Here is a 25,668-nt window from a genome sequence, read left to right as displayed (position 1 = left end):
CCCGGCCCCGCTAAATCACCAGGGACAGCAGAAGAACAAACCCGCCCGCGACCACGGAGATGATCGTCTCCATGACCGACCACGTCTTGATCGTCTGCCCGACACTCATCCCGAAGTACTCCTTCACCAGCCAGAACCCCGCGTCGTTCACGTGGGAGAAGAAGAGCGAACCCGCTCCGATGGCAAGGACGAGCAGCGCCGTATGCGTGTCGGACATGTTCGCGGCCAGCGGTGCCACAAGGCCCGCGGCCGAGATGGTGGCGACGGTCGCCGACCCCGTGGCGAGACGGATCACCACGGCGATCAGCCACGCGAGCAGCAGCGCCGGAATCGACCAGTCCTCGGAGATCTCCAGGACCATCTTGCCGACACCCGAGTCGATGAGGGTCTGCTTGAAGCCACCGCCCGCACCGACGATCATCAGCACACCGGCGATCGGCGCGAGCGACTTCTCGACGGTGGTCGAGAGCTGCCCCTTGGTGAACCCTGCCGCACGGCCCAGCGTGAACATGCCCACGATGACCGCCGCGAGGAGCGCGATCAGCGGCGAGCCGACGACGTCGAAGACGCGCTGAACCGTGTGCTCGGGGTTGTCGACGATGATGTCGACCAGGGCCTTGGCCAGCATCATCACGACGGGCAGCAGCACGGTCGCGACCGTCACGCCGAACCCGGGACGCTTCTCCAGGTCCTCCGAAGGACGCTGCGGCGTCATCTTCTCGGGGACGGGGACGTCCACCCACTTCGCCGCGTACTTCGAGAAGACCGGTCCGGCGATGATCACCGTCGGGATGGCGACGAGCACGCCGAGCGCGAGGGTGATGCCGAGGTTGGCGTCCACCGCGTCGATGGCGACCAGCGGGCCGGGGTGCGGCGGGATGAGCCCGTGCATCACGGACAGACCGGCCAGGGCCGGGATGCCGATCCGCATCAGCGAGTAGTTGCCGCGCTTGGCGACCATCAGGACGACCGGGATCAGCAGCACGATGCCGACCTCGAAGAAGAGCGGAAGCCCGATCACCGAGGCGATCAGGACCATCGCCCACGGCATGGAACGCCCGCCCGCCTTGGCGAGGATCGTGTCGACGATCTGGTCCGCGCCGCCGGAGTCGGCGAGCAGCTTGCCGAGGATCGCGCCGAGCGCGATCAGCACACCCACGCCCGCGACCGTCGAGCCGAGACCTGCGGTGAAGCTGGCGATCGCCTTGTCGAGCGGGGCGCCCGCGAAGGCGCCGAGGGCGAGCGAACCGATGGTCAGGGCCAGGAACGCGTGGAGCTTGAACTTCGTGATGAGCAGGACGATGACGGCGATGCCCGCGAGGACGGCGATACCCAGCTGGGCATGGCCAGCTGAGGTGATCGGCTCGACGGCGTCCGCTGCCAGCATCTCAACGCTGAGACTGGTCACGGTGTCTTCCTTGTACGTCAGGGGAGGGGGGTGCGGGGGACGGGGGACTACTGGTCGAGCCCGCCGAGTGCCTCGAAGGCGCGCTCGCTGATCTCTTCCGGACTGCCGGTGACGTCGACGGCGACGCCCGCCTCGTCCGCGCCGAGCGGCTGCAGCGTGGCGAACTGCGAGTCGAGCAGGGCCGTCGGCATGAAGTGGCCCTGGCGGTGGGACATCCGGTCCTCGATGAGGGCCCGGTCACCGGTGAGGTGCACGAAGACGACGCCGGGGGCCGCGGCCCGCAGCCGGTCGCGATAGCTGCGCTTCAGCGCCGAGCTGCTGACCACGCCGCCGAGTCCGGCCCTGCCATGGGCCCAGGCGCCGATGGCATCGAGCCACGGCCAGCGGTCGTCGTCGGTCAGCGGGGTCCCGGCCGACATCTTGGCGATGTTCGCCGGGGGGTGGAAGTCGTCGCCCTCGGCGTAGGGAACGCCGAGCTGTGCGGCGAGCAGGGGACCGATCGTTGTCTTGCCGGTTCCTGCCACGCCCATCACTACGACGACGTGGGGGGTGCTCATCGCTGTCCTGCCTCGCTGTCTTCTTCGACATCGGTCCGAAACGAGCCATCGGTCCGGAACGAGCCACGGGACGGGGGAGACCCGTGGCTCGTTCACGTCACTGAAACCCATTAGGTCTGACAAATTCAAGAGGCTGTGACACAAAAGTCTGACTTTTTGTTCCCGCGGGTCCCCACATACCCTGACGACATGACCGATCAGGCCCGTGGGCTGCACGCTCGCGTACTGGAAAGCCTCGGGCCCGCCATCACCGGTGGCGAGTACCCGCCGGGCAGCGTGTTGCGCACGGACGAGCTGGCCCAGCGCTTCGAGGTGTCACGCTCCGTCGTGCGCGAGGCGGTGCGGGTCCTTGAGTCCATGCACCTGGTCGAGTCCCGGCGCCGGGTCGGCGTGACGGTGCGGCCCACCGCGGAGTGGAACGTCTACGACCCCCAGGTCATCCGGTGGCGTCTCGCCGGCGCCGACCGGCCACGCCAGCTGCGCTCCCTCACGGTCCTGCGCTCGGCGATCGAACCGGCGGCCGCGGGCCTCGCCGCCCAGCACGCCACCCCTGAGCAGTGCGCGGCCCTCACCGAATGCGCCCTCGGCATGGTCGCCACCTCGCGGGGCCAGCAGCTGGAGGGCTACCTCTTCCACGACATCAACTTCCACCGCATCGTCCTGAACGCGTCCGGCAACGAGATGTTCGCCCGGCTCGGTGACGTCGTCGCGGAGGTCCTCGCGGGCCGCACCCACCACCAGGTCATGTTCGAGGACCCGGACCCGGCCGCCGTCACCCTGCACGTCAGGCTCGCGGAGGCGGTGCGGGAGGGAGATCCGGCGCGCGCGGAGGAGCTGACACGGGAGATCGCGGTGGGGGCGCTGCACGAGCTGGACATCCTCGCCCCGTAGCGGACGCCCCCTGCCGGGGGGCGGGTGCCTTCCGCGGGCGCGTAGTGGCTGGTCGCGCCCGCGCGGCGGAGCCGTATATGTCACAGCCCCGCGCCCCTGCGGGACGCTCGTCCTCCCGCCGGCGAGGACAATGGTCCGCATGTCACGACGCGCCCCCCGCCCCCAGCCGACCTGCCCCTGCGGCCACCCCCAGCCGTACGAGAAGTGCTGCGGGCGGCTGCACAGGGGCGAGGCCGCGGCCGGCGTGCCCGAGGAGCTGATGCGCTCCCGGTACTGCGCCTTCGCCGTCAAGGACGAGGCCTATCTCCTGCGCACCTGGCACCCCCGCACCAGGCCGCCCCGCGTCGAGTTCGACCCGGGCCTGCGCTGGATCGGCCTGGAGATCCTGGACACGGCGGACGGCACCGCGTTCCACGCCACCGGCACGGTCGAGTTCCGCGCCCGCTACACCGACGGGGGCCGCAAGGAGGCCCTCCACGAGCGAAGCCGTTTCGAGCGGCTCGACGGGGCCTGGGTGTACGTCGACGGAGCCTTCATCGACTGACCGCGGCCCAGCGGCCCGTCACCACGTAGTGCCCCGGGCTCGGCCCGATCCGCAGTCAACACGCGCGCGCCGGGGCCCCGCGCGCCCGTCACGGACCGGCCATCGGCCGGCTCCGCCCCCTGGGGTTGCTGAGAGAGAAGTCGCCCGAGGGGCACCAGGACGATCACGCGCGCCGGGTCCCGGGCCCGCCTCAGGGCGCCCGACGGGCCCAAATACCGCTGCCCGCCTGCCTGTTCGAGGCACACGGAGCCTCCCGCACATAGGCGGGAACCCGCGCTGTGGCTGTCCGGCGCCGCCAGTAGCGTCCTAGGCCCTGTCGTCGGACAGGGCCCCAAGGTCCTGCCGTCGGACAGGGCCGAGCCCACCCGTCCCGTACGCCTGCGTGCGAAGGAAGCGCCTGATGGCCGACACCGGACAGTACGAGCAGACCTACGAGCGTTACGTGGGCGGCAGCCCCGAGGCGGAGCACCGCCTCTTCGAGCGCCTGGCCCAGGAGATCATGAAGGTCCAGGCGAAGAACCGGCGTACTGGCGACGCCGGTTCACTCGCGCGCACCCAGCACGCGAAACCCGCGCTCGGCGTGGAGAACGCCCGCCTCACCTTCCACGAAGACCTCCCCGAAGCCCTGCGCGGCGGCTTCGCCCAGCCGGGCGCCGAGTACGCGGCGACCGTGCGGCTCTCCAACGCCGGCGGCACCCGGCAGCCCGACGCCGTGGCCGATCTTCGGGGCGTGGCCGTGCGGGTGACGGTGTCGGACGAGGAGAGCCATGACCTCCTTGCCACCAACTTCCCGGTGTCGCACGCCCGCGACGCCCGCGAGTTCGTGGCCTTCGCCAAGGCCATGGCGGGTGCGAACACCACGCCGCAGAAGGCCTTCGGCCTGTTCGTGAAGCTCCCGCTCGCCGTCGGGTTCTCCACCGCGACCCGGATGCGGCGCAACATCCAGGCGGCCACCCGGCACAAGGTCGACAGCCTTGCCAAGGAGACGTACTGGAGCCGCGGCGCCATCCTCTGGGGCGAGGCCGGCCCCGTCCGCTACCTCCTGCGTCCCGTCGTGGGCCGCGCGCCCGACCCCAAGCCCGAGCGCCGCGACCCGGGTTTCCTGCACAGGGAGCTCGCGCACCGCCTCATCACGTCGGACGTCGTCTTCGACCTGTGCGTCCAGCGGTACGTGAACGAGCAGCGCACGCCCGTCGAGGACGGCTCCGTGGAGTGGAAGGACAACGTCGCGCCCCCGGTGCCCGTCGCACGCCTCACCGTGCCACGCCAGGACCTGGCCACCGCCGACGCGCAAGCAGCGGCGGGCCGGGTCGAGGAACTCGCCTTCAACCCCTGGTACACGACCGACGCGTTCCGCCCCCTCGGCAATCTCAACCGCGCCCGCAAGGCCGCGTACGAAGCGAGCGTCGCCCACCGCCAGGGCCTGCGCTTCACCACCGGGGAGCCGCTGCGCAACACCGTCCTCGGCATCCCCGTCGGCCGGTTCTTCGGCGCGCTCAACCGCTATGTGCCGTGGTACAGGCTGCCGTTGGAGGCGAGCCTGCTGAACCTGGTCTTCCTGCGCAAGGTGCTCCGGCGCCTCAACCTCATCGACACCGACGTCCACGAGGCACCGCCGAAGGCCGTCCGGGTGCCGCCGCCGGTCGACGAACGGCTGCGTACGGCCCGGTCGTACGACGGCACGTACAACGACCTCTCCGCGCCCTCCATGGGAGCCGTGGGCGCCGCCTTCGGACGCAACCTGAAGCCCGACTACCGGCCCGACCTCTTCGACACCCCGAACCCGGTCACCGTCAGCCGCACGCTCCTCCAGCGCGACACCTTCGTGCCCGCGACCTCGCTCAACATCCTGGCCGCCGCCTGGATCCAGTTCCAGGTCCACGACTGGGTCAACCACGGCCGCTACCCGACAGGCACCAAGTCGGTCGAGGTGCCGCTGCCGCCCGGCAGCACCTGGCACAACACACCCGGCGGGCCGCCCGAGAACGTCATGCGCTTCGCCGAGAACGAGGGCATCCAGCTCCCCGGCCGGCAGCCGCCGATCCTCTTCGCCAACACGGCGTCCCACTGGTGGGACGGTTCCGAGGTGTACGGCGCGGACGAGCAGACCGCGAGGTTCCTGCGCGAGGCCGACGGCAGCGCCGACCTGCGCCTGGAGGACGGCCACCTGCCCACCGGCCAGAACGGCATCCCGCTCACCGGCTTCAACGAGAGCTGGTGGCTCGGCCTCAGCGCCATGCACACGCTCTTCGCCCGCGAACACAACGCGGTCTGCACCGCCCTGCGCCGCGAGTACCCCGCGATGAGCGAGGACAGCGTCTACCACACGGCGCGTCTGGTCGTCTCCGCCCTCATCGCCAAGATCCACACGGTGGAGTGGACCCCGGCGATCCTCGCCACCGAGGCCATCAAGCTCGGCCTGCACACCAACTGGGAGGGCCCGCCCAGCAATTGGCTGAACAAGCTCGGCCTGTGGCTCCTGGAGTCGCACTCGCTGACCGGCATCCCCAAGACCCTGCCGGACCACCACGCGGCGCCGTACTCCCTCACCGAGGACTTCGTCACCGTCTACCGCATGCACCCGCTGGTCCCCGACGACTACGTGATGCGTGAGCACCACTTCGGGCAGCGCCTGGAGAGCCTGACCTTCCAGGACATCCAGGGCGGCGCGGCGGAGGCCGCCATCCGCAAGACGGGCCTGGCCGACACTCTCTACTCGCTGGGCATCGCCCATCCCGGCGCGATCACCCTGAACAACTTCCCGCGCGCGCTCCAGCGCTTCGAGCGCGACGGCGAGATCATCGACCTGTCGGTCGTCGACCTCGTCCGCACCCGCAGGCGGGGCGTGCCGCGCTACAACGACTTCCGTGCGGGCCTGCACAAGCCGCGCATCCGCCGCTTCGAGGACCTCAGCCAGGACCCCGAGACCGTCGCGCGGCTCAAGGACGTCTACAGCTCGGTCGACGAGATCGACACCGTCGTCGGCCTGTTCGCCGAGAACCCGCCGACCGGCTTCGGCTTCAGCGACACGGCCTTCCGCATCTTCATCCTGATGGCCACCCGGCGCCTGCAGAGCGACCGCTTCCTGACCGTCGACTACCGCCCCGAGATCTACACGCCGCTCGGCATCGAATGGGTCGAGAAGAGCGGCATGAAGTCCGTGATCCAGCGCCACGCCCCGGACCTCGCGGGTCTGCTGCCCCGCGACGCGAGCGCGTTCGCCCCCTGGCGGCAGGTCAAGCCGGTGCGGGACGGGGGCAGCGATGTCACCGGGTGAGGCCGGGCTGCCACTGGGTGAGGCCGGGCCCGGCAGCCGGGCGAACGGCCGCCACCCCGGGCTCGCCGACCTCTTCGTACGTCCCCTTCTGGAGACGGTCTGGCGCCGCCGCACCCACCGGGTGAGCCGCGGCGCCACCGTCCCCGCGGGGTCGATGAGTTACGTCTCCGAGAACGCCCCGCAGCCCCTGACCGAGCTGGAGGAGGCGGTCCTGATCGCCCTCACCGGCTGTACGGGGCTGACCATGCCCGACCGTCCCTTCGAGGACCCGCGCAACGGCAAACCGATCATGGCGAAGCCGAACCTGACCATGGCGGGGCGCACGGCGGGCAGCCCCGACAACGCGCAGGGCACGCACTTCTTCCTGATCAACGACACCGGCACGTACTACCTGAGGAAGCTGCCGCCGGCGCCGGAGGAACCCTTCGACGACGTGACGCTGACCTCCCGCGCGCGGGAGGCCAAGGTCAAGGTCCTCGACCACCGTCTCGACGTGGCGGAGGGCCTGCGGGACTTCCCCGCCTACCTGGACTCGAACCGCTTCCTGTCGAACCTGCCGGGCACGACGGTCCTCTTCCCGGTGGTGGACCTCTCCCACCAGTACATCAACGCCCTGATGTACCTGCTCACGCAGCCGGACGGGGCGCGGCCCACGCTGGTGGACGACCGGAACTTCTACCGCCCCGCGGGCGTCCAGAAGTGGATCAAGAACGGCTTCCTGAACGAGAAGCTGAAGCTGCCGCTGGGGGCCCTCGGCCCGCTCCGCACCCAGATCGAGGCCGACCTGCTGCTCCAGAACCTGATGCTGGTGGCGGAGGCGATGGGTCTGGGCGCCTGGATCCACGCGTCCATCAACCCCCAAATCGCCCTGGGAGACCCGAAGTTCTCCCGCGCCTACGGCAGGATGCTCGGCTTCACCTTCGTCACCCCGCGCTGGCGCCCGGCCGACATCTGGCGCTGGCACATCCCGCTCCCCAAGTACGCCAACGTGCGCTCGCACCCGGTGGGCCTGAAGGGGCCGGGCGGCGAGCAGCTGATCTCCGCGATGTGCCCGCCCGCGTTCGCGTCGATGTCCGACGCGGTGGACGCGGTGATCCGCGAGAAGTTCGGCCCCGGGGGCGTCTACGGCGACAAGGACGTCTTCAGCCGCATCTACCGGGAGGACTACGGCCGGCGTTATCTCGCCGAGGCGAGCGAGTACGAGGAGCGGGTGATCGAGTGCGCCCGCGACATCTGCACGTACATCCTCCGGACGCATCGCCGCTTCCCTGCCCACACGGACGCGATCCACGTCCCCGGGGTCTGGCTCCAGGCCCACCACGTGGAGAACGAGTACTACGACAAGTACTTCACGCAGGGCCTCACCCCGGCCCACCGCCGCCACGGGGGTCTGTGGGACGGAGCCCGTGATCCTCAGGCCTGATTTCCACCGCGATCCATGAGGTCGGTGCGCTCGTTCGGCGGTACGTGCGGCTGGTTTCATGGGGATTGCGGGTATTCGACCTGGCATGCCCTCAGCTCCTGATACGCCGCCGGGTGACGGACGCCGATCCCCGCGCTTCCACCGCCGCCTGCCGACGTCCTCGTCGTTCGCCGGGCTCGTCTGGAACCGGGGACGGGAGATGGAGCTGATGCACCGTGCCATGGGCTTCGCGGCGCTGAGCTTCCTGACTCTCGTGCCGCTGCTGGTCGTGGTCGCCGCGGCCGATCTCGCGAGGGGAGAAGGCTTCGCACGGTGGCTGGTGCAGGGTCTTGGGGTGTCCGAGGTGCCGGAGGAAGAGATCAAGCAGCTCTTCGGCGTGCCGGGGCGGGCGTTGCAACGGACCACGGCACTTGGCCTGGCCGCGCTGGCCGCGTTCGGCGTGACCTTCGGATCCGCCGTGCAGACGGGCTACGAACGTGCGTGGGGCCTGCCGTCGGCGCGCTGGCACACCATGTGGCGGCACGTCGTCTGGCTGGCCGTGCTGGTGTTCTTCTTGCTGCTCTTCGTCACCATGCCCGCGCCGGAGGAGTCGTCCGCGGCCGAGACCGCTCTCGTCACCGTGGGCGACACCATCGGCGTGTTCCTCTTCTTCTGGTGGTCACAGCGACTGCTGCTCTGCGGCCGGATCCGCTGGCGGGCCCTGGCCCCCGGGGCCGTGCTGACCGCTCTCGGGCTTCTTGGGCTGCGCGTCTTCTCGCAGTTCGTCTTCTCGCCACTGATCGCCTCGAACGCGGTGACGTACGGCCCCTTCGGCACCGTGCTCATCCTGCAGTCCTGGCTGGTGGGCGTGGGCTTCGTCGTGTACGGCGGGGCACTGGTGGGCCGCCTCGTCCATGAGCGGCGGCTACGGCGCGTGCTGCCGGCCGACGGATCGGACTGACGGCCGGCTGCCGGGGTGCTGGAGTGCGGTGGCCACGCGGACCAGATGGGCCCGTTCCTCTGCCGGCGGGACCGAGGGCAGGGGATCCGCGGGGGCGTCCGGCCGGGGTGGAACGCCCTGTTGCTTGCGGGCGATGGCATCGATGAGCGTGGCGGCCGTGCACGCGGCAGTGAGGTCCGGCGGGGGAGTGGTGGCGGGCGCCGACCGGCGGACGCCGTCCGCGGGCTCGGGTCGCATCCAGGGGTGCAGGGCGTGGATGGCGTCGGAGATCTCCATGATGCGGCGGGGCAGGTACCACGTCGTGACGTTCAGGGCGAGTTTCTCCGTGAGGGGGCCCGGCGGGGCGAGCGCCAGGCGCGGATCGCTGGCCTGCATGGTCAGCTCCCACAGGGGGTGGAGTGTGCGGAAGTCACGCCGCTCCTCGATCCAGGCGTCCAGCGCCGGCGCCAGGTAGCCGTACTGCACGAGAAGGGTGCCCGCGCCGCTCAGGAGGGGCACGCCGAGGTGGAGCATGCCGATGTGATGCGCGCCGAAGGAACTGGCCGTCAGCGGCGGGAGCTTGAGCGCGAACGACGCGCCCATGAGGAGCGCCCCGATCTGCACCGCGCGCAACCCGTGGCTGATCGAGGGATGTTCGTCTTGGTGGCCCTGGCGCATCTTGCCGCACTCATGGGCGGTGGCGAGCAGGGGAGCGGCGATGGACGCCCAGGTGACGGCGAAGAAGTAGACCACCAAGGGGTGGGTGTCGACGGTGATGCGCCCGGCCCCCAAGTCCTGCGGGTAGCGGAAGGCGGCCAGGAAGTAGAGCGTGGTCATGGCGATGCCGAGCGGCGGATACAGCGTGGCCGGGCGGACCGGACCGAGCGGCCCAGGAGGGCGGACGCTGCTCTGGTCCCGACTCCAAAGGCGCACCAGGACATGCGAGTTGACGGCGAAGCCGAAGAGGCAGAGGTAGATCAGCAGCGTGGCGAAGGTGGGGATGCCGGAGACGGCTCCAAGCCAGCGGTAGACGGCCGGATACATGAGCAGAAAGGAACCCGCCGCCAGCAGGGTGCCCCAGGCGAGGATGCTCAGAGAGCGTGAGGAGTTGTTGCGCAGTGCGAGCACCTTGCTGGCTGCCGTCATGACCGACAGACCACCGAGGAAGAAGTAGAGGGTGACATAGACGGTGTTGAGGACCGTCATCAGACACCGGTTCTGCGATGCGCCAGAGAGGCCGCGAGCTGGGCGTTGCCGATCTGATCCGCCCTCAGGTCCAGCATGGTGACCAACTGGGTGGCCACCACTTCCGCCTCCCGCTCCTGCGGAGAGCAGTAGTGGGAGCGCCCCATCAGGACCCCGCGGACGACGTCAGGATGAATCCCGGGCAGCAGGGTGCGCACGGTGGCCCTGTCGAACAGGGCGCCTTGGGCCGGAGTGTGCCCGCGCCACAGGTGCACGAGTTCATGGCACGCCGTGAGGATCCTGTTCAGGGGCGAGGCACTGTCGCCGATGACGATGACGTCGCGGTTCGCCAACTGCGCGCAGAAGCCGGTGAGTCCGGAGGGAAGCCGGCGATGATGGACCTCGACCGGTCGGCCGCGTGCTCGCGCCACCGACTCGACGACGTCCTTCAGCACGGGCAATTCCGGAAGATCGAGTTCCCGGATGAGCCGGATCGCGCGCCGCCGTTCACGGCCGATTCGCATGGTGCCCCCGTAGTGTTTCGACGCTTGCGGTCTGGTCAGGACCACGTGCGAGTGATCCTATGACCACCTGACCGTTCTCGGACACGGTGGCGCATTCTCCTGGTCGTTGAACCTGTTTGCCAGTGTGATGCGAGGGCTATGAGGTGGTGTCGTGCGGGCTCGGCTCCGCGAGCAGGCTTTCGATCACGGCGGCGACCTCTGACGCCTGCCCCGGGGGAAGGCCGGCCATGCGGAACGCGATCTGTGCGGCGGCGGGATTGTGGGAGATGCGGCGATAGGCGGCCAGGGCCTTGAGGGTGTCTTCCAGCTCGATGGCGACCGGCTCGCTGCTGTCGTAGGTGAGGGCCTCGCGGCGCACCCCGAAATGGTGCGCGACGGAGCCGAGGTCGTCCGTCAGGAGGGCGTCGATGCCCACGCGGAGGAAGGCGGCCAGCGGCGCCAGCTTCGACAGCGTGGGCTGGCTCTGGCCTTCCAGCAGCTTGTCGAGATACGTCGAGGACATCCCCGATGCCCTGGCCGCCGCCCGCAGCGAGTAGCGCCGCCCACGCTCGTCCACGCGCTGGGCCAGCAAGTGGTTGAGCCGGTCGGTGAAACGTGCGGAGATGTGTTCCTGCGCGGGGTCGCGGTGCAGGGGTTCGAGCGGTCGACCGCGGCGAAGGCCGACGATCCGGGCCACCGGCACGCCCGTGGCCGCCGCGACCTCCTCGTTCGTCCACGGGCGGCCGAGCCGGGCGGGTACGACGTTCTGGAACAGCTGCTCCAGGCGCACCGCCACGCGCTGAGCCAGCTCATCACCACCATCACTCACGGCCAAGCTCCTTGTCTGCCCAGGGCGTAGAGGCCTGGGGAGTCTAGAGGCTCCTCGAAAGCCGCACCGGGCCACTCGGTCATCCGGGAGTAACTGGGCGTTTCCGGGCGGGACTTCGAGAGCTTCATGAGGGTGCCATTAATAGTTGACACTTGTGCGGGTGGCCAGTGAGGATTCGGTGCGAACGGCTGATCGGGCGGATACACCCTCCAGCACGGCATGTTCAGGGGGATTCTCATGTGTACTTGCAGGCTTCTTGTGCCGAGAGGTGCGCTTCTCACGCCGCCTGACATCGCCAACGGCCGCGCGCCCGCCGGGTGTTCCTCCCACCCGCCCGGTGTTCCACCCAAGCGCTAGAGCCTCTTTGAGTCGCACGCCGCACCTGCCGCGTCCGGGCGGTCCGTGAGTCGCGATGCCCCCCACGGTGGTCGCACCCTCTTCGCGGTGCGCTCTTGATCCTTGCTTCGCCCCTCGCCGGGCGAATTGTACCTGCGTGATGCACCTATTTTGTGAGGCTTGACTTGCCCCCCACGTCCGAGTCCGGTCCGTACCCCTCCTTCGCGCTCACCCCGCTCTTCGACCGGGATGCGCGTCGGCCTCCGCTGGAGCCGACGCAGCTGAACGCCACACGCCAGGATGCCGAGCGTTTCGAGAGACACACCCGACAGGGCCTCGTCGTCTGCCTGACCGCACCCCTCCTGGTCTTCGTCGTGCTGGCGGAGATGCCTGAGCCGCACCCCGTACTTGGGTTCGTGTCCGTCCTGTACGCCCTCCACTTGGGTGCCTTGCTGCGTCCGGTGTGCACCGGATGCCGCTACGCGTTCCCGCCACTGGCCCTGCTCGCCCCCGCCTTCGTGTGGCCGGCCTGTCTCTGGCTCCTCCCTTACACCGGTGCCTTCACGCGGGCGGAGGTCGTACCGCTCTCCGGGGTGGCCGTCGTGCCCGCGGCCGTCGCCGCGGCCGAGCTGTCGCCGCGCGTCCAACTGGCCACCGGTGCCACGTGCCTTGCGCTGTCCGCCGCCGTCAGCCCGGACCCGGCGACCTCGGCACTGATCGCCGGGGGGATCTGCCTGACCGTCATCATCGCCGTCCGCAGCCTGATGCGACCCGTGTCCGTCATCTCCCGGCTGGAGGCGGCCGCGGACGTGGCCGCCCTGCACGCGGTGGCCGAGGAGCGGCTGCGGATGTCCCACGATCTGCACGACACGCTCGGCCGGCACCTGGCCATCATCGCCCTCAAGTCCGAACTCGTCGCACGTACGGGCAAGTTGCAGGAGATGGAGGAGGTCCAGGTGCTGGCGAAGGCGTCACAGAGCGAGCTGCGGGCGGTGGTCAACGCCGTACGCACCGCGTCGCTCGACGACGAGCTGGAAGGCGCGCGCTCCCTGCTCCAGGCGTTCGGCATCCGGTGCGACGTGATCGACGAGGGGTGCGGCCCGAGCTTGCCCCGCGAGGTGCGGGAAGTACTCGGCTGGGCTGTGCGGGAAGCGGCCACGAACGTTGTCTGGCACGCGTCCGAGGCCACGGTCTGCACGTTCACCCTGGCCGTGTCCGGCGTGGGGGAGGAGAGGGAGTGCGTCCTGCGGGTGGTGAACGACGGTGTGCGTGACATAAGGGACCGCGGAGCGGCTCGCGGTACGGGCATGAACGGGTTGAAGCGGCGCGTCGCACCGCTGGGCGGAAGCCTGAAGCACGGACCGCGACCCCATGGCACCTACCGCCTCCTGGTCACCGTCCCCCTTGCACGAGAGGTGTGAGGGGTGCGGATCCGAGTTCTGCTGGCCGACGACGAGAAGTTGATCCTGGGGGCGCTGTCCGCGTTGCTGGCGGCTGAGGAAGACCTGCAAGTGATCGGCGAGGCGGCGGGCGGCGTGGAAGCGGCCGAGATGGCGAGGAAGCTCGTTCCGGACGTCTGCGTACTGGACCTGAGCATGCCCGACAAGGGGGGAATCAGCGTCATCCGGGAGCTCCGGTATGCCCGGCCCTCCATACGGTGCGTCGTGGTCACCTCCCACACGGCGCCCGGATATATGGCGTCGGCCCTGTCGGCGGGAGCCTGGGGTTTCGTGCCGAAGACGACGTCCGCGAAAGAGCTGGCCGTCATCATCAGGACGGTTCATCGCGGCGCCCGCTATGTCGATCCGGAGATGGCTGCGAAGGCGATGTCGGCGGGAAAGTCTCCGCTGACCCGGCGTGAGACGGACATCCTGGCGCTGTCGGCGGACGGGGCGCCCATAGAGACGGTGGCGCGGCGCGCGGTCCTGACCCCCGGAACCGTACGCAACTACCTTTCGAAGATCGCCGGAAAGCTGCAGGCGGCGAACCGGCACGAGGCCGCCCATGTCGCCCGCCAGAAGGGCTGGCTCTGATCAACAGGCTTGTTCCGACGCTTACTTGCGTGGCGTCGGTCACATTCTCTCGGGTTGCGATGTCCGCGAGTCCTCTTTGCGCGGCGAATTCGCAGGCCAGGGCGGCAACTGCGGCATGCATCACGATGACATCCGTCATGCCGGAGCCGTGGCACATGTCAGGCATCCAGCAGAGCGGGCTCCGTTCGGCGCTGCGAACTGCGCCATGACAAAGGCGCTTTGGTGCTGCTTGTATCCCTTGCGGGTGGCCGACGGAGATTCCGCTACGAGCCCTCCGTAAGACCAGCAGGAGGGAGCGTCGTATGCCGGATGCGGTGATCGTCGGTACGGGGCCCAACGGGCTCGCCGCCGCTGTGACACTCCTGCGGGCGGGTCTCGGCGTCGACTTGTACGAGGCGCGCGACACGATCGGTGGCGGCCTGCGCACCGAGCCGCTCTTCGACTCCGACGTCGTGCACGACATCTGCGCGGCCGTGCACCCCATGGCGGCCGCGTCCCGGTTCTTCCGGGAGTTCGACCTGCCCGCGCGCGGCGTCGACCTGCTCCAGCCCGAGATCCCCTACGCCCACCCGCTGCTCGGGCAGGACACCGTCCTCGCCCACCGCGACCTCGCCGAGACGAGTGCCGGACTCGGCGTGGACGGCGAACGCTGGCGCCGGCTCATGGCCCCGCTCGCCGCACACAGCCAGGGAGTTGTCGACCTGATCCTCTCCGGCCAGCGCGGCATCCCCGACGACCTGGCGGCGCCCCTGCTCCTGGCGCCCAGAGTCCTCGCCCACGCCACCAGAATGCCCTTCCGTGCCGAGCGGGCCAGAGCCCTGCTCACGGGTGTCGCCGCGCACGCTGTCGGCAGACTCCCCTCGCTGGCCGCCGGCGCCGTCGCCCTGCTTCTGGGGCACCTGGCGCACACCACCGGGTGGCCGCTGCCCCGGGGCGGCAGTGCGCGCATCGCCGACGCCCTCGCCGCGGACATCACCGCGCACGGCGGCCGCATCCACACCGGACAGCCCGTCAAGGACCTCGGCGAACTCGGGGACGTACCCCTGGTGTTGCTCGACACCAGCCCCAAAGGGCTCCTCCAGCTCGCCGGCGACCGACTGCCCGCGCGCTACCGGCGGTCCCTGGAACGCTTCCGGTACGGGCCCGGCGCGTCCAAGGTCGACTTCCTGGTGTCCGGACCCATCCCATGGAGCGACCCGGAGACCGGCCGGGCCGGCACCGTCCACCTGGGCGGCACGCGCGCCGACATGTTCCGTACGGAATCGGCGGCCGTACGCGGCACCCAGGACCCCGAGCCGTTCGTGCTCCTCGTCGACCCCGCCGCGACCGATCCCGGCCGGGCTGTCGGCGGCAGACGTCCGGTCTGGGCCTACGCCCACGTTCCGAACGGCGACCGGCGGGATCCCGTCGACCTCGTCCGGCGCCGCATCGAGAAGTACGCACCGGGGTTCGGTGACACCGTCATCGCCGCACGCGGCGTGAGCGCCGCCGACTACGAGACGTACAACCCCAATTACGTCGGCGGCGACATCGGTGCCGGGGCGATGACCCTGCGTCAGTCGCTGCTGCGTCCCGCGGTGAAGTGGGACCCGTACAAGGTTCCGCTGCCCGGCCTGTACCTGTGCTCGGCCTCCACGCCCCCGGGGCCCAGCGTGCACGGGATGTCCGGCTATCTGGCCGCGCTCTCCGCGCTGCGCAACGAATACGACATCCGAACCCCGCCGTCACTGGTCAGCGCGTAATGCATGACTAATGTCATCACCAATTTCACAACAAGGCTTGAAAAGTTTTGCAGTTCTCATAGAGTGGTGCCGGTAACGGGGAGTTGATCGATCGTGGTTCCATTCCGGAATTTCTCAGCGATGCAATCGGCGACGATTCAAACACCCCGACGTCTCGATTTACATCAACAGGAGGAATGGATCATGGGCAAGATTGCTGCCTTTATGAACCAGCAGGAGCTCGGCTCCCTCGAAGAGGGTCTGATGAACGCCGACGGCACTCCCGTCATGGCCACCCCGGCCGTGGCCGTCCCGGTCACCGTCAAGATCACGGCCGGCATTGTCGCCTTCACCGTCCCGGTGGGCGCGTACGTCGCCGGCCGCGTCGTCAACTAAAGGCCGCCAGGCTTTCCGAGCATCTTCGAAAAGGAGATCAGAATGACTCACATCATCGACAGTGTGCGTTCGATCACGGAGCCGACCCTGACCGAGGGCGAGCAGGACCGTGTCACCCGCACCATGCCGGTCGCCTTCACCCCGGCCGTCCTCGTCACCTGCCCGTACGCGGGCGGCGGCCTCGCGGCCGGCGCGACCATCGTCGGCGCGTACGAGCTCGGCCGCGCCGCCGGCGCCGGCGGCAAGTAGAGAACACCGTCAGCAGCCCTTGACCTGAGCGTGGGCTCCTGAAGCCGCTCGGAGCGTGACGGCTGCGAGCACCAGGCGAGTTGTCGGGCCGCGCCGCAATCGCGGCCCGACAACTTTCAGATATTAGCTCACCCATGGTTCAGTCGTGAGGAACATCTTGTGAGACGAATGAAGAAGCTTGTCTCGTCGCTTTTCTCTCCGGTGCCGATATCCCGGGACCGTGCCCTGGGTATGTCTGAGCGACTCTCCGCGCTCACCACTCTCTCCTCCTCCCTCGAATATCTTCACCAGCACAAGCAGCTGGACCCCGGTGGCCTGAACGACTGGGAAATCATGAAGGAGGCTCCGGAGACCAAGAACCTGGCCATTCGTAAACTCACCGAGGCCGTGAGCGGCAAAAAGGTGACGGTGGCGATACACGTCGCGCGAGCCGCCGTGAGTGCCGGGCTCCTCCTTCCGGGAAACAGTCGGTGGCGCGGGGCCGGAAATCTTTTCCTCACCGCTTCCACCTCCGTTCTGCAAACACGCCACCGTTACGGCACGGACGGTTCGGACCAGGTGGCGAACCTGGTGCAGACCGCCAACGGCCTCGCCCGCCTCTCGAAAAGTCCACAGACCAAGGACGCGTTCCTCTGGTACGTGGCGATGCAGGCGAGCCTGTCCTACGCGGCGTCCGGCTGGGTCAAGCTCATCGGTGAGAAGTGGCGTGACGGCTCGGCACTGCCGGGAGTGATGCGCACCCGTACCTATGGGTTCGAGAGCGCCTACCGCCTCACCCAGCGCTATCCGCGCACCGCGAAATATGTTCAGCACAGTGTGCTCGCGATGGAATGCCTCTTCCCGGTCGTGTATCTCGCCGGCGGCAGGCTGACCCGCCCGATGATCGCGGCAGCGGGAAGTTTCCACGTGGCCAACGGCTTCGTCATGGGACTCGGCCGCTTCATGACGGCCTTCCCGGCCATGCACCCCATGGTCGCCTACACCACGGCCCCCAAGACGCACCCGTTGGTGGCGGGCCGCGACGACCGCGCGGTGAAGGCCGCGGGCCTGCTTCTCGCCGGAGGCGTCGCCGTCGCCACCGCGGTCGCCGCCCAGCGCCGTGCCGTGGTCCTCGAAGGCTGGCCCACGTCACGGAAGTTCGTCACCCGGCACGGCAACGAGCTCATGTACGAGACGGGCGGCCGCGACGACGAGACGGATTCCCCGGTGCTCGTCTTCTGCGCGGGACTCACCTCGACGTCCGAGCACTTCGCCTGGATCACCGAGCGGTTCGTGAACGACTCGGACAACGCGGTCGTCGCCTACGCGCGCGCCGGATACGCGGGCAGCCTCCGCCGGACCAACGCGCCCTTCGTCCTCGACGAGTCGGTCGACGACCTCGAGGACCTGATCCGCGCGACCGTGCCCGCGCACCGCAAGGCGGTCCTGGTCGGCCACTCCCTGGGCGGAGAGCTGATCCGCCGGGTCTCGGCCCGGATCCCGGACCGGGTCGCAGGCCTCGTCTACCTGGACCCGTCCCACCCCGCCGAACTGCAGCGCTCCGAGCGCCAGAGTGACGGTGCGAAGGACCTCAACGACACCATCACGCACGCGGCCCGCTACCTCTCCCTGGGCACCGGCATCCTCATGAGCCGCCCCGCGTGGCTCGACAGGCTTCCGGCGAACTACCGGGACAAGGTGTTCGCCCAGTACACCGACGCCCGCCTCTGGAAGGCCGGCAGGCGTGAATGGGCCGCGGTCGAGAAGGACTTCAGGGCCTTCGACGGTGACCTGCCGCAGGTGGCGGCGCCCGCGCTGATCATCGCCGCCCAGCAGACCGTGGACCAGGACCCCGAGCAGCTCCTGATGTACAACGAGCTCGTCCGGGTGCACCAGGGCGGCGAAGTGAAGATCGTCGACGGCGCCGACCACGACTCCCTGCTGACCAATGCGCTGTACGCCCACAAGACCGTGCAGCACATGACCGACTTCCTGCAGCACGGTGCGGGCGACGCGCACAGCGAGTCCGCCGTCGACGGACAAGGAGCACAGCGGTGAAGCCGACAACCCTGCTCAAGGACACGTTCACCGGTCCCGGCTCCATGGCGCGCGTCATGGGCGCGGGGATGCTGGTGGCGACCGTCGCCGCGCAGCACCCGCACCCGGCGTTCGACCGGGTCCGCTCCAAGGATCTCTTCTCGTTCATCCCGAACTGGAAGTTCTTCGCCCCGAACCCGGCGACGCACGACTTCCACTACGTCTACCGCACCCTCGACCACACGGGCGGCACGTCGGAGTGGAGCGAGATCGACATGATCGAACCCCGCCGGATGTACCAGGCGTTCTGGTTCGCCACCCGCCGCCCGGAGAAGTCGGTGTTCGACCTGTGCACCGCCATCCTCCAACAGGCCACCAAGGCCGGTGCGACGGAGGTGCAGAAGACCTCCTCCTACCGTGTACTCGCCGAGTTCATCCGCAAGACGATCCGCGAGCAGCAGGGTGAGGCGAACGTCAAGGGCTTCCAGTTCGCGGTCGTACGCGCCGCGGGGCACGACACCAGCGAGGAGCCCGAGCCGCTGTTCATCTCCCCGTACACCCCGATGCGCAGGGTGGGTCCGCACCTCGCGGCGGCCTGAGCACCACGAAGAACCGCCGCCACACCGAGCACCACCGCCACACCGAGCACCAGTGTTGGAGAACGCGCCATGACCACCGCTCCGATCCCCGCCGACGACTTCGTCGGTTACCTCCGCACCTACACCGCCGACGCCTTCGCCTCCGAGCAGAGCCTCGAAGACGTCTGGGACCGCTACCACGTCCCGGACGCCGTGCACGTGGTCAACCGCAAGCAGCGCGACCGCGACCGCGCCCTGAAGAACCTCGCGCAGTGGCGGGCGGACCAGACGCCGTACGAGCTGTGGATTCACGAGGCGGTGGTGGACGGCAACCGTGCCGCCGCCCGCTACACCATCAGCAAGCCCCTGGTGATGCAGGTACGGCACAACACCGAAGCGGTGATCTTCGCCGACCTCGCGGACGACGGACGCGTCGCGTCCACCGTCACCACCGCGCGGTCGACCTACGGCTGGGGCAGCTCCGACACCGCGACCTGGGACAGCGACGCGGCGTCCGCCGGCGCACCGAGCGGCGTGCCGACGGACCCCGCGGCCTACCTCACGACCTTCGCGGAGCTGGCCAACGACCCGGGCGTGCCCCTCGAAGAGGCCTACGACCGGTTCCACACCCCGGACTCCGTCCAGTACATCAACGGCACGTCGATGCAGCGCCCCGCGGCCCTGCAGTCCCTCGCCGCGGCCCGCGACAAGGGACCCGACTACACCCTGGACGTCCACACGGCGCTCACCCAGGGCAACCGCTTCGCCGCCCGCTACTCCATGGTGCCCTCGCAAGGCGGGCGCAAGGCAGGCGAGATGGAGGTCTTCACCTTCGGCGAGTTCGCCGACGACGGACGCGTCCGCCTCCTGCGCTCCGTGATGCAGACCCGGAGCGGCTACTGGCCCACCTGAGCCGCGCCACAGCCCCCGGACACCACCCATGGGAAGTGAAGCCCCGTCATGACCAGCACAGTTGCAGACATCGGCTACGGCGCGCAGTTCGCGAAGTGGTACGACCGGATCTTTCCCAAGGGTGCCGACGCGCAGACCACCGCGGACACCCTGGCCCGACTCCACCCCGACCCCGAAGCAGGCACCATCGAGTTCGGGGTCGGCACCGGACGCATCGCTATTCCGCTGTCCCACAAGACCGCCCAGGTGACGGGGGTCGACTCGTCCCCGGAGATGCTCGCCCAACTCGCCGACGCCCCGGGCAGCGAACACGTCGTCCCCGTGCACGCGGACATCCGTACGTACACCGACACCCGTACCTACGGCCTGGTGTACGTGGTGTGCGGAACGCTGTCGATGCTGCTCAGCCGCGAGGACCAGCAGGAGACGGTGCGCCGTGCCGCAGAACTGCTGCGTCCTGGCGGGAGGTTGGTGGTGGAGACCGGCAACAGGCCCGCGGTGGAGGCACTCCACGAGGGCCGGCAGCGCACCACCCTCTTCACGCCCTACCCGGAGCCGGGAACGGGGCTGCAGACCCACTCCACGCTCACCGCCGAGCTCTGGCAGTGCTCCCACATCTGGTACGAGTCCGACGGCAGCACCCGGGTCGGCAGTGAGCTCGCGCTCCTCACGACCCCCGACGAGGTCGACGGATACGCCACGGCGGCCGGACTCACCCCCGAGGGCCGCTACGCCGACTGGAACCTCTCCCCCTGCACCGAGCAGTACCCGATGTTCTTGACCACGTACACGAAGAGCGCCTGAGCCACCGCCGGTACAGCGAGCAGCACAAGGGAGGAACCATGATGACAACAAGCCGTGCGGTGTGGTTCGCGGTCACGTTCGCCTTCGCCGCGCCGGGCATGTCCGCGGTGTTCCGGGAGAACGGACGGCTCACCGGACGGGCGATGGCCCTCGGCATCGTCTTCGCCACGAGCATCGCCGTGATCATGGCCATCTCCTGCGGCCGGGACGCGTCGTGAACTTCTCCGCGATCGTCCGACGGCACCGGGTACTGCTGGCCGTCGGCATCCTCCTCGGCCTCGGCGGCACCGCCGCGACGCTCGTGCAGCCGCTGCTCATCGGCGACCTGATCGAAGCCGTCTCCCTGGACAAGTCCACGACCTGGCCGATCCTGTCCATCGCCGGCCTGTTCGTCGCCGACGCCGCGCTCGCCGCCACGCACTTCTATCTGATCGGCCGGGCGGGCGAGAACATCGTCCTGGACATGCGCTCCACCCTCACCGGGCGACTGCTGCACTCGCGGATACGGGCCTTCAACAAGCTCGAACACGGTGATGTGTTCACCCGCACCGTCTCGGACACCTCGCTCGCCCGGATCGCCCTGTCCTCGTCCGTCGCCCAGATGATCACAGCCGGGTTCACCACGGTGGGCTGCATCGCCGTCATGGCCTGGATCGACTGGCGGCTGCTCCTGGTCACAGCCGGCTGTCTCGGTGCCGCGTCCACGCTCGCGCTGTTCCTCGCCAGAGCCGTCCGCAAGGCGGCGGTCCAGAACCGCGAGGACACCAGCGACTACGGGTCAGGACTCCTGCGGGTCCTCGGCGCGCTCACCACGGTCAAGGCCTCCGGCGCCGAGCAGCGTGAGGCCGCGCGGATCGACGCGCTCGCCGACGCCGCACGCGGCAGCGGGATCCGGGTGACCCGGCTGTCGGCGATGCTGATGCCCGCGATGAACGTGGGCACTCAGGTGTCGCTCGCGGTGGTGATCACCTGGGGCATGGCCCGCACCACCACGGGAGCCCTCCCGGCCGCGGACCTCACCTCCTTCATCATGTACCTGTTCTATCTCGTCTCACCGCTGGTCACGCTCTTCATGTCGCTGGGGGAGTTCCAGCAGGGCCGGGCCGCCATCGACCGCGTCAACGACCTCGCCACCATCGGCCAGGAGACCGTCGAGGCCCCGGCAGGCCCCGTGGTGGCGCAGAAGCGGGACCAGGCCGAGGGCACCGCCGCCATCGAGTTCCGACACGTCACCTTCAGCTACTCCGACACCGCGCCCCGAGCCCTCGACGACGTCTCGTTCGCGCTCCCCGCCACCGGCATCACCGCGATCGTCGGACCGTCGGGCGCGGGCAAGTCCACCCTGTTCCAGCTGATCGAACGCTTCTATGACCCCGACAAGGGAACGGTCCGGGTCTCGGGCGAGGACGTCTCCCTCCTGCCGCTGCGCGAACTCCGCTCCCGTATCGGCCTGGTCGAGCAGGACTCCCCGCTCATGCGGGGCACGGTCCGCGAGAACCTCGTCTACGCCCGGCCCGACGCCACCCCGCAGGAGATCGAGCAGGCCGTCCAGGCGGCCCACCTCACCGACGTCGTCGCCGCCCTGCCGGACGGCCTCGACACCCACCTCGGCGAGGGCGGCGCAGGGCTCTCCGGCGGCCAGCGCCAGCGTCTGGCCATCGCCCGTGCGCTGCTGACCCGCCCCGCGGTCCTGCTCCTCGACGAGGCCACGTCGAACCTCGACTCGGATTCCGAGGGGGCGCTGCGCTCCGCCCTCACCACCATCGGAGCCCACTGCCACGTGCTCACGATCGCCCACCGCATCTCCACCACGGCGGGCGCCGACGAGATCCTCGTCATCGAGCAGGGCCGGCTGAGGGCCCGCGGCAGCCACCTGCAACTGATGGCGGAGGACGCCACCTACCGACGCCTCGCCGGCCAGCAGTTGGCCCCCGTCGGAGCCTCGTAGAAAGCCGTACCCGCCGGAACCCGTCACTTCACCGTGACACGATGCGGGCGCCGCCCGAACTGACACACCCTGCGAAGAGGTGCACATGCTCGTGATGCTGTGGAAGCGCTATGGCCTGGTGTTCGCCGCCGGTGCCTTGTGCATCGTGGTGAACTCCCGAGGGCTCGGCCCGCTCTGGTTCACCGGAGTGGCGCTGCTGATCGTCGCTCAGACCATGCGCGTGACACTGATCCGCGCCCAGCGCCCGCCCCTGGACCGCGAGCCGTTGCTCCTCCGCATGCCGGTCGCCGGGCGCTGGACGGCACTCAACGGCCCGGCCACGAAGGTTCCCAGCCACACCCACAGTCACGCGCAGACCTACGCCATCGATCTGATGCACGTCCCCGCAGCAGGCGGCGACGGAGTCACGCCGCAGGCTCCGCCCTTCCGCTGGCTCTGGCCGCTCGCCCGGCGCCCCCGCCTCTATCCCACGTACGGCATGCCCGTGCTCGCCCCCGCCGACGGAGTGGTCGTCGCGACCGGGCGACGTCAGCGGGACCATCTGTCGCGCATGTCGCTGCCCGCCTTCCTCTTCCTCTACCTGGAGGGCTTCATCCGCAGTCTCGGCTGGCCGAGCCACCTCTTGGGCAACCACGTCATCCTGGACATCGGCGACGGCGTGCACGCGGCTTTCGCGCACCTGCGGCGCGGCTCGCTGCGCGTGGCCGTGGGAGACCGGGTCACGGCCGGCCAGGAGATCGCCGAATGCGGCAACTCCGGCAACTCCTCCGAGCCCCACCTGCACTTCCAGCTGATGGACGGCCCCGACGTGATGACGGCACGAGGTGTGCCGTTCGCCTGGCACTACCGCGACGACGAGGGGGTGGAGCACACCGGCGTGCCCGAGGACAGCACGCACTGTGTCCCTGTCGGACCGCTCCCCGTGCCGGGCGCGACGGATCCGGTCGAGGACCCCGATTCCCGCTGCCGGTGATCAGCAACGCGAAAGCGCTGGTCGGGATCGCTCCCGACCAGCGCATTCGTGGTCAATCTCTGGTGTCCGAGGGGGGACTTGAACCCCCACGCCCGATAAAGGGCACTAGCACCTCAAGCTAGCGCGTCTGCCATTCCGCCACCCGGACCGGTGGTCTCTCGCGGTTTCCCGCGGCGACGTGGAAAACCATAGCAAACATTCGGGGGCCTCCGATCACACAGGTCAGGTGCGTGAACGGCACGTGACGGCGGGTGCCCGGTCTTGGGTGTCGGAGGGGGAACGCGGGAGGATGAGGGGGACCACCAGCAGCGATAGCGGAAGGAACCATCGTGAGCGAGCCGAGCAGGGCCGACAGGGCGGGCGACGCGGACCGGTCGCGGACCGTCACCGGTGAGGACGAGGTCGTCGACCTCTGCCGCGATCTCATCCGCATCGACACGAGCAACTACGGCGACCACTCGGGCCCGGGCGAGCGCAAGGCCGCCGAGTACGTCGCGGAGAAGCTCGCCGAGGTGGGTCTGGAGCCGCAGATCTTCGAGTCGCACCCCGGCCGCGCCTCCACGGTGGCCCGCATCGAGGGCGAGGACCGCTCCCGGCCCGCGCTGCTCATCCACGGCCACACCGATGTCGTACCGGCCAATGCGCAGGACTGGCGGCACCACCCCTTCTCCGGGGAGATCGCGGACGGCTGTGTGTGGGGCCGCGGCGCCGTCGACATGAAGGACATGGACGCGATGACCCTCGCGGTCGTACGCGAGCGCATGCGCACCGGGCGCAAGCCCCCGCGCGACATCGTGCTGTCGTTCATGGCCGACGAGGAGGCCGGCGGCACGTACGGCGCGCGCTACCTCGTCGACAACCACCCGGAGCTCTTCGAGGGCGTCACGGAGGCCATCAGCGAGGTCGGCGGCTTCTCCTTCCAGGTCAACGAGGACCTGCGGCTCTACCTCATCGAGACGGCCCAGAAGGGCATGCACTGGATGAAGCTGACCGTGGACGGCACCGCGGGCCACGGTTCGATGATCCACAAGGACAACGCCATCACCGAACTGTCCGAGGCCGTGGGCCGGTTGGGGCGACACAAGTTCCCGGTGCGGGTGACCAAGACGCTGCGGCACTTCCTGGACGAGCTCGGTGACGCGCTCGGCACCGAGCTCGACCCCGAGAACATGGACGAGACGCTCGCCAAGCTCGGCGGCATCGCCAAGCTCATCGGCGCCTCCCTGCAGAACACCGCCAACCCGACCCAGCTGGGCGCGGGTTACAAGGTCAACGTCATCCCGGGGCAGGCCACGGCGCACGTCGACGGCCGCTTCCTGCCGGGGTACGAGGAGGAGTTCCTCGCCGACCTGGACCGGCTGCTCGGCCCGCACGTCAAGCGCACGGACGTGCACGCGGACAAGGCCCTGGAGACCACCTTCGACGGCGCGCTCGTCGACGCCATGCAGACGGCGCTCCAGGCCGAGGACCCGATCGCCCGCGCCGTGCCGTACATGCTCTCGGCGGGCACCGACGCCAAGTCCTTCGACGACCTCGGCATCCGCGGCTTCGGCTTCGCGCCGCTGAAGCTGCCGCCGGAGCTGGACTTCGCGGGCATGTTCCACGGCGTGGACGAGCGGGTGCCGGTGGACGGCCTGAAGTTCGGGGTGCGCGTGCTCGACCGGTTCATCGACGCGTCCTGAACGCTCCGATAATCGTCAGCGCGTGCGTACTTGACTGAAAAGAGTGAAAGGGACCATGGGCTCGTAGCCCCCACACGTCCTCCTCGTTACAGGTGGTGCGGTCCGCGGCTGGGATCGCATTGCCAACAAGGAGGAATAATGATCAAGAAGATCGTCGCTGCTGTGGCTGCCACTGGTGGTCTCGTGCTCGCGGGTGCGGGTATCGCTGCTGCCGACGCCGGTGCTCAGGGTGCCGCCGTGAAGTCCCCCGGTGTGCTCTCGGGCAACGTCGTTCAGGTGCCGGTGCACGTGCCGGTGAACGCCTGTGGCAACACGGTCTCCGTGATCGGGCTGCTGAACCCCGCCTTCGGCAACACCTGCGCCAACGTCTGACGTTGCTGTGCCTCACCCCATGAGGGTCTGAGTCTGTCGGCCCCGGAGTGCGTGCCATGCACTCCGGGGCCTTCCGGCATTCCGTGTGCGCGCCCCGAGGTGCGTACGCATT

At 69.3% G+C, this 25,668-nt stretch carries 24 protein-coding genes and 1 tRNA gene; 19 read left to right on the top strand and 6 right to left on the bottom strand.

Annotated features, from left to right (window positions below; translation table 11 throughout):
* Positions 1–10 precede the first annotated feature (10 nt).
* Together ACZ5U5_RS25535 and ACZ5U5_RS25530 are read right to left on the bottom strand one after the other, a co-directional pair.
* Positions 11–1,408 carry a GntT/GntP/DsdX family permease gene (locus tag ACZ5U5_RS25535; protein ID WP_363210831.1) on the bottom strand — a complete coding sequence of 466 codons (1,398 nt, stop codon included), beginning with the start codon at positions 1,406–1,408 and terminating at the stop codon, positions 11–13.
* Positions 1,409–1,455: 47 nt separating this feature from the next.
* Complete coding sequence (locus ACZ5U5_RS25530) at positions 1,456–1,965, bottom strand: gluconokinase (protein WP_469025750.1); 510 nt, start codon at positions 1,963–1,965, stop codon at positions 1,456–1,458.
* A gap of 189 nt (positions 1,966–2,154) precedes the next feature.
* On the opposite strand from ACZ5U5_RS25530, the gene ACZ5U5_RS25525 reads away from it, so the two are divergent.
* The 5 genes from ACZ5U5_RS25525 (at position 2,155) to ACZ5U5_RS25505 (ending at position 9,040) form a co-directional block, all read left to right on the top strand.
* On the top strand, positions 2,155–2,856 hold the full coding sequence (locus tag ACZ5U5_RS25525; RefSeq protein WP_453445034.1) for a FadR/GntR family transcriptional regulator: 702 nt from the start codon (positions 2,155–2,157) through the stop codon (positions 2,854–2,856).
* A gap of 139 nt (positions 2,857–2,995) precedes the next feature.
* On the top strand, positions 2,996–3,400 hold the full coding sequence (locus tag ACZ5U5_RS25520; protein ID WP_469025747.1) for a YchJ family protein: 405 nt from the start codon (positions 2,996–2,998) through the stop codon (positions 3,398–3,400).
* Between the two features lie 400 nt (positions 3,401–3,800).
* On the top strand, positions 3,801–6,677 hold the full coding sequence (locus ACZ5U5_RS25515; protein WP_469025745.1) for a peroxidase family protein: 2,877 nt from the start codon (positions 3,801–3,803) through the stop codon (positions 6,675–6,677).
* Positions 6,664–8,100, top strand: a complete 1,437-nt coding sequence (locus tag ACZ5U5_RS25510; protein WP_469025742.1) for a hypothetical protein — start codon at positions 6,664–6,666, stop codon at positions 8,098–8,100. The genes ACZ5U5_RS25515 and ACZ5U5_RS25510 overlap by 14 nt, the downstream gene beginning before the upstream one ends.
* Positions 8,101–8,185: 85 nt before the next feature.
* A complete protein-coding gene (locus ACZ5U5_RS25505; RefSeq protein ID WP_469025740.1) occupies positions 8,186–9,040 on the top strand; it encodes a YhjD/YihY/BrkB family envelope integrity protein in 855 nt (284 codons plus the stop codon).
* Here ACZ5U5_RS25505 and ACZ5U5_RS25500 read toward each other — a convergent pair.
* From ACZ5U5_RS25500 to ACZ5U5_RS25490, 3 genes are all read right to left on the bottom strand, one after another.
* Positions 9,005–10,225, bottom strand: coding sequence for an MAB_1171c family putative transporter (locus ACZ5U5_RS25500; protein ID WP_469025738.1), 1,221 nt, complete (start codon positions 10,223–10,225; stop codon positions 9,005–9,007). The genes ACZ5U5_RS25505 and ACZ5U5_RS25500 overlap by 36 nt on opposite strands.
* Complete coding sequence (locus ACZ5U5_RS25495; RefSeq protein WP_469025736.1) at positions 10,225–10,728, bottom strand: hypothetical protein; 504 nt, start codon at positions 10,726–10,728, stop codon at positions 10,225–10,227. Before ACZ5U5_RS25495 ends, ACZ5U5_RS25500 begins: the two co-directional genes overlap by 1 nt.
* A 136-nt stretch (positions 10,729–10,864) precedes the next feature.
* Positions 10,865–11,536 (bottom strand): helix-turn-helix domain-containing protein, encoded by a 672-nt coding sequence (locus ACZ5U5_RS25490; protein WP_469025734.1) that lies wholly within the window; start codon positions 11,534–11,536, stop codon positions 10,865–10,867.
* Between the two features lie 521 nt (positions 11,537–12,057).
* On the opposite strand from ACZ5U5_RS25490, the gene ACZ5U5_RS25485 reads away from it, so the two are divergent.
* From ACZ5U5_RS25485 to ACZ5U5_RS25430, 12 genes are all read left to right on the top strand, one after another.
* A complete protein-coding gene (locus ACZ5U5_RS25485; RefSeq protein WP_469025731.1) occupies positions 12,058–13,293 on the top strand; it encodes a sensor histidine kinase in 1,236 nt (411 codons plus the stop codon).
* A gap of 3 nt (positions 13,294–13,296) precedes the next feature.
* Entirely contained in the window at positions 13,297–13,905 is a 609-nt protein-coding gene (locus tag ACZ5U5_RS25480) for a response regulator (protein ID WP_469025729.1), read from the top strand.
* A 302-nt stretch (positions 13,906–14,207) separates the two neighbouring features.
* Complete coding sequence (locus ACZ5U5_RS25475; RefSeq protein ID WP_469025727.1) at positions 14,208–15,647, top strand: phytoene desaturase family protein; 1,440 nt, start codon at positions 14,208–14,210, stop codon at positions 15,645–15,647.
* 183 nt (positions 15,648–15,830) lie between these two features.
* Positions 15,831–16,022: a hypothetical protein gene (locus ACZ5U5_RS25470; RefSeq protein ID WP_469025724.1), complete on the top strand. Its 192-nt coding sequence runs from the start codon at positions 15,831–15,833 to the stop codon at positions 16,020–16,022.
* Between the two features lie 42 nt (positions 16,023–16,064).
* Entirely contained in the window at positions 16,065–16,271 is a 207-nt protein-coding gene (locus tag ACZ5U5_RS25465; protein WP_365820849.1) for a hypothetical protein, read from the top strand.
* Positions 16,272–16,502: 231 nt separating this feature from the next.
* Entirely contained in the window at positions 16,503–18,308 is a 1,806-nt protein-coding gene (locus ACZ5U5_RS25460; RefSeq protein WP_469025721.1) for an alpha/beta fold hydrolase, read from the top strand.
* Positions 18,305–18,886 (top strand): hypothetical protein, encoded by a 582-nt coding sequence (locus ACZ5U5_RS25455; protein ID WP_469025718.1) that lies wholly within the window; start codon positions 18,305–18,307, stop codon positions 18,884–18,886. Before ACZ5U5_RS25460 ends, ACZ5U5_RS25455 begins: the two co-directional genes overlap by 4 nt.
* Positions 18,887–18,955: 69 nt before the next feature.
* On the top strand, positions 18,956–19,777 hold the full coding sequence (locus ACZ5U5_RS25450; protein ID WP_469025715.1) for a nuclear transport factor 2 family protein: 822 nt from the start codon (positions 18,956–18,958) through the stop codon (positions 19,775–19,777).
* A 48-nt stretch (positions 19,778–19,825) separates the two neighbouring features.
* Positions 19,826–20,581, top strand: coding sequence for a class I SAM-dependent DNA methyltransferase (locus ACZ5U5_RS25445; protein WP_469025712.1), 756 nt, complete (start codon positions 19,826–19,828; stop codon positions 20,579–20,581).
* Between the two features lie 38 nt (positions 20,582–20,619).
* Positions 20,620–20,799, top strand: a complete 180-nt coding sequence (locus ACZ5U5_RS25440) for a hypothetical protein (RefSeq protein WP_469025709.1) — start codon at positions 20,620–20,622, stop codon at positions 20,797–20,799.
* On the top strand, positions 20,796–22,529 hold the full coding sequence (locus ACZ5U5_RS25435; RefSeq protein WP_469025707.1) for an ABC transporter ATP-binding protein: 1,734 nt from the start codon (positions 20,796–20,798) through the stop codon (positions 22,527–22,529). Before ACZ5U5_RS25440 ends, ACZ5U5_RS25435 begins: the two co-directional genes overlap by 4 nt.
* 85 nt (positions 22,530–22,614) lie before the next feature.
* Complete coding sequence (locus tag ACZ5U5_RS25430; protein WP_469025704.1) at positions 22,615–23,502, top strand: M23 family metallopeptidase; 888 nt, start codon at positions 22,615–22,617, stop codon at positions 23,500–23,502.
* Between the two features lie 60 nt (positions 23,503–23,562).
* On the opposite strand, the gene ACZ5U5_RS25425 is transcribed toward ACZ5U5_RS25430, so the two are convergent.
* Positions 23,563–23,650: transfer RNA gene (locus ACZ5U5_RS25425), tRNA-Leu, on the bottom strand.
* A 181-nt stretch (positions 23,651–23,831) separates the two neighbouring features.
* Between ACZ5U5_RS25425 and ACZ5U5_RS25420 the strand changes: the two genes are divergently transcribed.
* On the top strand, positions 23,832–25,184 hold the full coding sequence (locus ACZ5U5_RS25420) for a M20/M25/M40 family metallo-hydrolase (RefSeq protein ID WP_469025702.1): 1,353 nt from the start codon (positions 23,832–23,834) through the stop codon (positions 25,182–25,184).
* Positions 25,185–25,322: 138 nt separating this feature from the next.
* Positions 25,323–25,556 (top strand): chaplin ChpH, encoded by a 234-nt coding sequence (gene chpH, locus ACZ5U5_RS25415; protein ID WP_469025699.1) that lies wholly within the window; start codon positions 25,323–25,325, stop codon positions 25,554–25,556.
* The last annotated feature ends 112 nt before the right edge of the window (positions 25,557–25,668 follow it).

This window comes from Streptomyces sp. NPDC033177, from assembly GCF_055577715.1.
This window is presented reverse-complemented; position numbering and strand designations above follow the sequence as displayed.

What these genes read in the sequence shown, in the direction of transcription:
- ACZ5U5_RS25530 (WP_469025750.1), bottom strand. Translation starts at nt 1,965, where the DNA reads ATGAGCACCCCCCACGTCGTCGTAGTGATGGGCGTGGCAGGAACCGGC.
- ACZ5U5_RS25470 (WP_469025724.1), top strand. Translation starts at nt 15,831, where the DNA reads ATGGGCAAGATTGCTGCCTTTATGAACCAGCAGGAGCTCGGCTCCCTC.
- ACZ5U5_RS25495 (WP_469025736.1), bottom strand. Translation starts at nt 10,728, where the DNA reads ATGCGAATCGGCCGTGAACGGCGGCGCGCGATCCGGCTCATCCGGGAA.
- ACZ5U5_RS25500 (WP_469025738.1), bottom strand. Translation starts at nt 10,225, where the DNA reads ATGACGGTCCTCAACACCGTCTATGTCACCCTCTACTTCTTCCTCGGT.
- ACZ5U5_RS25430 (WP_469025704.1), top strand. Translation starts at nt 22,615, where the DNA reads ATGCTCGTGATGCTGTGGAAGCGCTATGGCCTGGTGTTCGCCGCCGGT.
- ACZ5U5_RS25440 (WP_469025709.1), top strand. Translation starts at nt 20,620, where the DNA reads ATGATGACAACAAGCCGTGCGGTGTGGTTCGCGGTCACGTTCGCCTTC.
- ACZ5U5_RS25510 (WP_469025742.1), top strand. Translation starts at nt 6,664, where the DNA reads ATGTCACCGGGTGAGGCCGGGCTGCCACTGGGTGAGGCCGGGCCCGGC.
- ACZ5U5_RS25520 (WP_469025747.1), top strand. Translation starts at nt 2,996, where the DNA reads ATGTCACGACGCGCCCCCCGCCCCCAGCCGACCTGCCCCTGCGGCCAC.
- ACZ5U5_RS25515 (WP_469025745.1), top strand. Translation starts at nt 3,801, where the DNA reads ATGGCCGACACCGGACAGTACGAGCAGACCTACGAGCGTTACGTGGGC.
- ACZ5U5_RS25525 (WP_453445034.1), top strand. Translation starts at nt 2,155, where the DNA reads ATGACCGATCAGGCCCGTGGGCTGCACGCTCGCGTACTGGAAAGCCTC.
- ACZ5U5_RS25460 (WP_469025721.1), top strand. Translation starts at nt 16,503, where the DNA reads ATGTCTGAGCGACTCTCCGCGCTCACCACTCTCTCCTCCTCCCTCGAA.
- ACZ5U5_RS25445 (WP_469025712.1), top strand. Translation starts at nt 19,826, where the DNA reads ATGACCAGCACAGTTGCAGACATCGGCTACGGCGCGCAGTTCGCGAAG.
- ACZ5U5_RS25450 (WP_469025715.1), top strand. Translation starts at nt 18,956, where the DNA reads ATGACCACCGCTCCGATCCCCGCCGACGACTTCGTCGGTTACCTCCGC.
- ACZ5U5_RS25465 (WP_365820849.1), top strand. Translation starts at nt 16,065, where the DNA reads ATGACTCACATCATCGACAGTGTGCGTTCGATCACGGAGCCGACCCTG.
- chpH (WP_469025699.1), top strand. Translation starts at nt 25,323, where the DNA reads ATGATCAAGAAGATCGTCGCTGCTGTGGCTGCCACTGGTGGTCTCGTG.
- ACZ5U5_RS25505 (WP_469025740.1), top strand. Translation starts at nt 8,186, where the DNA reads ATGCCCTCAGCTCCTGATACGCCGCCGGGTGACGGACGCCGATCCCCG.
- ACZ5U5_RS25475 (WP_469025727.1), top strand. Translation starts at nt 14,208, where the DNA reads ATGCCGGATGCGGTGATCGTCGGTACGGGGCCCAACGGGCTCGCCGCC.